6 protein-coding genes are annotated in these 6,155 nt (G+C 60.5%); all 6 read right to left on the bottom strand.

Features of this window, described 5'->3' with window-relative positions:
* Window positions 1-253: 253 nt before the first annotated feature.
* Window positions 254-601, bottom strand: a complete 348-nt coding sequence (locus tag E8D38_RS27065) for a hypothetical protein (protein ID WP_140637388.1) — start codon at window positions 599-601, stop codon at window positions 254-256.
* Between the two features lie 76 nt (window positions 602-677).
* Window positions 678-1,121 carry a hypothetical protein gene (locus tag E8D38_RS27060; RefSeq protein WP_181179523.1) on the bottom strand — a complete coding sequence of 148 codons (444 nt, stop codon included), beginning with the start codon at window positions 1,119-1,121 and terminating at the stop codon, window positions 678-680.
* A 1,031-nt stretch (window positions 1,122-2,152) separates the two neighbouring features.
* Window positions 2,153-2,827 (bottom strand): PA3715 family protein, encoded by a 675-nt coding sequence (locus E8D38_RS27055; RefSeq protein ID WP_484209572.1) that lies wholly within the window; start codon window positions 2,825-2,827, stop codon window positions 2,153-2,155.
* Between the two features lie 230 nt (window positions 2,828-3,057).
* The gene (locus tag E8D38_RS27050) at window positions 3,058-3,372 is read right to left on the bottom strand and encodes a hypothetical protein (RefSeq protein ID WP_140637385.1); all 315 of its coding nucleotides are present in this window, start codon (window positions 3,370-3,372) and stop codon (window positions 3,058-3,060) included.
* 588 nt (window positions 3,373-3,960) lie between these two features.
* The gene (locus tag E8D38_RS27045; protein WP_181179520.1) at window positions 3,961-4,341 is read right to left on the bottom strand and encodes a hypothetical protein; all 381 of its coding nucleotides are present in this window, start codon (window positions 4,339-4,341) and stop codon (window positions 3,961-3,963) included.
* A 583-nt stretch (window positions 4,342-4,924) separates the two neighbouring features.
* Complete coding sequence (locus E8D38_RS27040) at window positions 4,925-5,542, bottom strand: immunity protein Imm33 domain-containing protein (protein WP_140637383.1); 618 nt, start codon at window positions 5,540-5,542, stop codon at window positions 4,925-4,927.
* Between the last annotated feature and the right edge of the window lie 613 nt (window positions 5,543-6,155).

Genomic DNA, 6,155 nt, shown 5'->3' with positions numbered 1-6,155 from the left:
TGCCCGACACAAGCTCAGAGAAGACGGCTGGATGAGCGCGGTTGCCACGGACCTCGAACTTGGTGTGGCATTTGGGGCAGATGTCGTAGGTCACGCTCACGTTCATATGGCCTAACGTTCGACGTAAGGGGCGGCCTGCGGCTTGCCGCAGGACGTCCCCTTGACGGAGGGGTTAGACCTCGGGTGGATAGCAGAGCAAGACGGCGTTTTCATGAACAGATCTCAATGAGCGAAGGCTGCTACATCAGGGAAGCTACCTCCAGGAGAGGAAGCTATCCAATGCTGCCTCAAGTTCCTGAAACGTGACTGGCCTGGCCGATTCAACTAATGCCATCTTGTGTTGACAGTCAAGATCGGCAACCACTTGGGGCGGAAGATGATTGCCCGGATACTTGCGCAACACAAGGCGTACTTGAGTCTCAGACTTCCACTCGGTCTGATCCAGTGACCACAAATCACTGTCAAAGACCAATAGAGATACGTTCGCGATCGTGTCGAACACGACTGGACTCTCGACCCAGAGTGAATTGCCGGCCTCCCACTGATTGACGAGGATTTGATAGCGCCCGCCCGGCGACGTGGATCTCAGTTGGAGGGACATGGAGGTCTAACGTTCGACATGAGCGGCAACCGCAGGCGTGCGAAGCGCGCCGGAGGTTGTCCGCTCGATGGAGGGGTTAGACCTCACCGAGCCTCCTGGGCAGGCGTGCGGCCAACTTCTCCACCAGCAACTTTGCTTCTGCTTCCTCAAGGGCTGCTCCGAGCCTCAGCGTGCGCGCCCCATAGTCAAACGCCACCGGCCCAAAACCTGACCCAGTGACCGGGGGAAACCATGCAGCCTGACTTGTGAAAGGGTTCGACGCGTATTCGGTGGCACGCAGGGCCTTCACTTCGCTTGCTTTGTAGGCCCGGGACCAACCGAGGCCAAAAGCTTCTACGCGATGCATCAGCGTAGCAGCACTCACCGAGATGACTTCCCTGCCTGCCAACTGCCACAAGACAGCAGCCAGAGCAAACGCACCACCGAGCGTCCACCCAACAAGCCACGCGAGCATGAAGAGCCGAGGCGAGTTTTCGGACGGAGATAGCAGCTGGTGGATGGCCGTGACCTCGCCGAACACCCAGCCCACCAGCCACGCGCAAAGGAAGAGGACGACAAACCAGTTTCTACGGGCTGGCAGAACGGCGCATAGGCCCTCCGATGTGGACTCAACGGTGAACCGAGGTGATTGAGGCTCGACGTGCATGTGTTGTGAGGTCTAACGTTCGACATGAGCGGCGGGACACGGTGGGCGAAGCCCGCCGTGGCACGTCCGCTCGATGGAGGGGTTATGCCTCATGCCACAGCACTCCCCACTCACATTCACTATTCGGATTGTGGAGGCCCTGTTGACGAATGCTCTTGTGCATTCGCTTGCCAACCCAATACCGGTCGGACGAGGGTCCCCCGAACTTCTTGCAAAAAAACGCCACGGCTTCTACGCGCTTCCGTCGGATGCGGGCTTTCACTGCCCCTCTCGAACGTTCTTCCCAATCCGATAGGCCGTGCATCAGCAGAGCTAACTCGGACTTCGCGAGGGCGTTCCAGTATGCACGCCGTCGCTTGAGCGGGTTGTAGATCTGCAGCCGAGCCGGCGCGCTTCGCCGCCGCCGACGGGACGCCTTCAACTGACGCCAAATTGGTGCGCTCTTATGGGGCATAACGTTCGACATGAGCGGCAGCCGGAGGCTGTCCGCTTGATTGACAGGTTATGCGAAGCCCAGCCCGAGGCGCGCGAGCCGCGGCAAGACCGGCTGACCTTGAACGAGAGCTCCGATGCGAACAGCAGGCGCCAGTGCCCAACCCGCGAGCCCTGAGCGCCCCACGCACAGCGAACAAACCACCGTGGCGGACTGCTTCGTGAATTGATTTGCTGCTGCTGGAGCGCACAAAGGAAGCAGCGCTTCGCACGCGCGAGCAGCCAACGCTTCGAGCCGAACCGGACTGTGACCGCGCGGCGGGCCAGCAGCAATTGCGAACCACAAGCGCTGCCAAGCCAGACCTTCTATTCACGAGGACCACGCGCTGGCGCATAACGTTCGACATGAGCGGCGACCGTAGGCAAGCGCAGCTTGCCGGAGGGCGTCCGCTCGATGGAGAGGTTAGGTGACTTCATTGAGCCTGCCCAAATGGTTTGAGGTGTTCCGGCACGAAGTACCTTCCATTCCGATACCTGAGGACTTCGGACCGTTCCGAGCTTACCGGCGGACAGGTCATGTTTTCACGCGCAATGCCGATCTGGCGCTCCGACACGCGTATGGGGGCATAGCCTTTGGCTTGTGAAGGCTGAACTTCGAGGTCTCGGGTTGTATGCACATCACAGCCCTCTCCTTGATAAATCTCGGTAACAAGCTCGGTAAGCAGCGGGACGATTGTTGCGCCACGTTGGGTAAAGAGACTGAGTTTCCTGATGTTGTAGAAAGAGACGCTCGATGAACCGCTCCAAGACTCAGCTAGGCCGAAGACAGTGGCTTTATGGCGGACTTGGTAGTTCACCTTGGAGATCTCCGCTGAGTCGATCTTGTAGGCGTCGCTTTCCCACACGTCTTTGAGCGACAGCCGCGCCTTGAGCCTGTTCGATCGGAGATCTGCAAGGATGAGTTCGACGTCGTATGTCTTGACATCCTCGGTCGAACGAGATGTTTCGAAGGCAAAGACGGCTACGCCTGTTCGCGGGTCGCCTTGCATGGGCGCGCAGGAACTTAGACGGGGCTCAGGTTCCCTGCCGCTGAAGAGTGCATCTCGTACCGACTTGAACGGCTCTTGGTCGCAGCTCTGCGCCAACACTGGGCAAGACAAAGTCAGAGCAACTAGGGTGAAAGCGGTTCGCACTCGAGGCACCTAACGTTCGACATGAGCGGACCGCAACGGCGTGCTCGGTGTTGGCAAGGCCGCAGAGCGTGGCCCGCCGTTGTGGGTCCGCTCGATGGAGGGGTTAGGCGCTTCGCGCAATGGCAAGCCAAAGACGCTGACTTGGCTGGAATTGCTGGCTAAGCGACGCATACCTTGACCCGGAGTCATTCAGTGAACCCGAAGAGGTTGAGCATGAACTCTGGCCTGGCAACAAACGCCGCACCAAGCCCACCCAAGAGGAAAGCGAGAACCTGAACGAGTGGGCCGGTGATATAGCCAGAGGGCTCTTGACCTTCCCAGCCATACGGGATGCGCTTGGCCGACAAGAGAACAAAGGCCTGAACCATGACGAACAAGCCGATGGCTCTCGCTCCCGCGCGCTCTCCTGAGAACGCGAAGGCGGCCACTACCAATGCGACTCCGACGTACTTGCCCACCGGCCACCAGCTCGGCACAGGGTTCTCTGACTCGTGGCTCATCAAAGCGCCTAACGTTCGACGTAAGGGGCGGCTTGCGGCTTGCCGCAAGACGTCCCCTTGACGAAGGGGTTAGGTGCAACGCAAGTGCACCAGCGGCTGCAGGACGGCAAGAAGCTGCCCAAACGCGAACCCGGCGAACCTGCGATGCCAGTGAACAAGGCTTTGACCTGCTGCATTTGACCCTGGATTCTCACGCTCAGGCGATGGCGTGGGCGGACGGCGTGCTGACCTTTTGCATTTGAGCGGCAACTCTGACGCACCAACCGTGAAAGGACTGCGGTCTCAACTCGCTCCGACCTTGACCGGAGGCGACGAGTGCGCACGCCAGCAGGACGCGCCGCGAGAGGATGGAGCCCCCTCGGCTGGCCTATCGCGCTACCGATGATGCTGCTGCAAGCCAAAGAGCCATCAGCGGCCACGGGTGATGAGCAAGCCGACCAACTACCGGAGACCAGGCACAACGGGCCGCTGGCGCGATGTGTGAAAGGCTGGCTCCTCATGGCCGCACCTAACGTTCGACGTAAGGGGCGGCCCGCTTGCGGGACGTCCCCTTGACGGAGGGGTTAGGAGGCTGGCTGCGGGGCAAAGCTACAGATGAGAAATTACCCATAGGAATAGCGCAAAGAGAACCCCAAAGACGAACACCCAACGAAGCCATTTGGGACGCTCGGCCGAACCGTGAAAGAGCCCGGAAGGAATATCTTCGACTGCCACTGCTGCGGTGGTAACGAAGAAGCCAATGAAGAAATGAACCGTTCCCTCAACGAAGTCCATGGCACCAACCGGCAGGAGTGCCCCCGATAGCGCGCCGGCAACGGCCCCGCCGGCTACGGGACGACCGATTGACTGGGACCACCCGGCGTAGAGGAACAGAAGACCAACCAGGAAGCCAATTGTTGCACCGGCGGCCGTGGCCAGAAGCGCCGCGCCGACGCGGAAGGGGAGATCGACTTCAGAGGCTTGGCGCAAGTGAATGTGCCTCCTAACGTTCGACGTAAGGGGCGACCGCAAGTGGGCGAAGCCCGCTTGTGGGCGTCCCCTTGACGGAGGGGTTAGGTGCAACGCAAGTGCACCAGCGGCTGCAGGACGGCAAGAAGCTGCCCAGCCGCGACTCCGGTGAGTCTGCGACGCCAGTGAACAAGGCTTTGACCTGCTGCATTTGACCCTGGATTCTCACGCTCAGACGATGTCGTGGGCGGACGGCGCACTGACCTTTTGCATTTGAGCGGCAACTCTGACGCACCAACCGTGAAAGGACTGCGGTCTCAACTCGCTCCGACCTTGACCGGAGGCGACGAGTACGCACGCCAGCAAGACGCACCGCGAGAGGATGGAGCCCCCTCGGCCGGCCCAACGTGCCACCGATGATGCTGCAGCAAGCCAAAGAGCCATCAGCGGCGACGGGTGACGAGCAAGCCGACCAACTACCGGAGACCAGGCACAACGGGCCGCTGGCGCGATGCGTGAAAGGCTGGCTCCTCATGGCCGCACCTAACGTTCGACGTAAGGGGCGGCTTGCGGCTTGCCGCAAGACGTCCCCTTGACGGAGGGGTTAGCCCTCAAGCGATGTGGCAATGAACTCTCCCGTGGAGTTGTCGCGGATGAAGGCCGAGCCGACCGGCAACTCGAGAAGGGCAACAAACGAGTCATCCTTGCTCAGGACTGCACCGAGAGAGACATAGGCCACGTTGTCGGAGTCATCCATGTATTCGTCGGTCTCCGTATTGGATGTGATTCTCCAACCGCTGTCCTTCTCCTCGTCCGGCTCCTCGCGGTAGAGATAGCCGACCTTGTAGCCTTCGTTCAAGACACGCTTGGTGACGAAGCACCGCTTGATGTAGCGCTCGACGATATTGTCGTTGTCATCGTGCTCTGTGTTGATGATGTGGCAAGACTCAAATTCGATCAGATCGTCGAGCTTGAGGTCTTGTATATGCCGTGGTTCGTTGTTCAGTCTGCCCTTAAAGTGGGTGCCGTCATGCGCTTCATCTACAAGTACCCACATGCGCTCGGCGCTAGGTGCCTCGGGATCGTCGCTCTCGAACTGAAAAATCAACTTGACCACTTCGCCTGGTGCCACTCGTCCAATGACTTCGCGGCTAGGCTTGTAGAACGTGTACTTGTGTTGACTGGCAATTTCATCGGCATTTGCCAAGTGCCAACTGGGCATGTGAGTCCTCCATATGAGGGCTAACGTTCGACATGAGCGGCACACAACGGCGCAACGAGCGCCTCCGAAGCGCGCCGCTGCGCCCCGCCGTTGTGTGTCCGCTCGATGGAGGGGTTGGGCCACAGGCCCGCGACAGCGCGCTGTGCACTGCGGGCAGCAGCAACGGCGCTGGCGGCATGGGCCGACAGGCCGATGCCTCCACTACCTGAGCTTGGCGCTGCGCTACCGCGCAGGGCCTTCACTGTGCAGCGCTGCTGCATTGACCTCTCCCCTGAGCCTTGCACTGAGCCTCGACTTTGCTTGAACCGCCCTTGCGCTGCAAGCACCGCTGCGGCGAACACCACCACCGGTGAGCTGACCGCCGCAGGACGGGCAGCCCTCGGTGGCCTCACGCACGCGTGCCACGCTCGGCGCAGACGCACTCGACGGCTCCATGTGCGACAACCGTTCCCTCTTCAAGCACCACGAGCCTCACCCAGCCATGGGGCCCAACGTTCGACATGAGCGGCGACCGTAGGCAAGCGCAGCTTGCCGGAGGGTGTCCGCTCGATGGAGTGGTTAGGCCAGCAGCCTAGACCGGAGCCCCAAGCATGCGAACACGCACCAATGGGTG

The organism is Methylibium rhizosphaerae (genome assembly GCF_006386545.1).
Taxonomy (GTDB): Bacteria; Pseudomonadota; Gammaproteobacteria; order Burkholderiales; family Burkholderiaceae_C; genus Pseudorivibacter; species Pseudorivibacter rhizosphaerae.
Note: the sequence above shows the minus strand (reverse complement) of the source record. Positions and strands in the feature narration are given on the sequence as shown.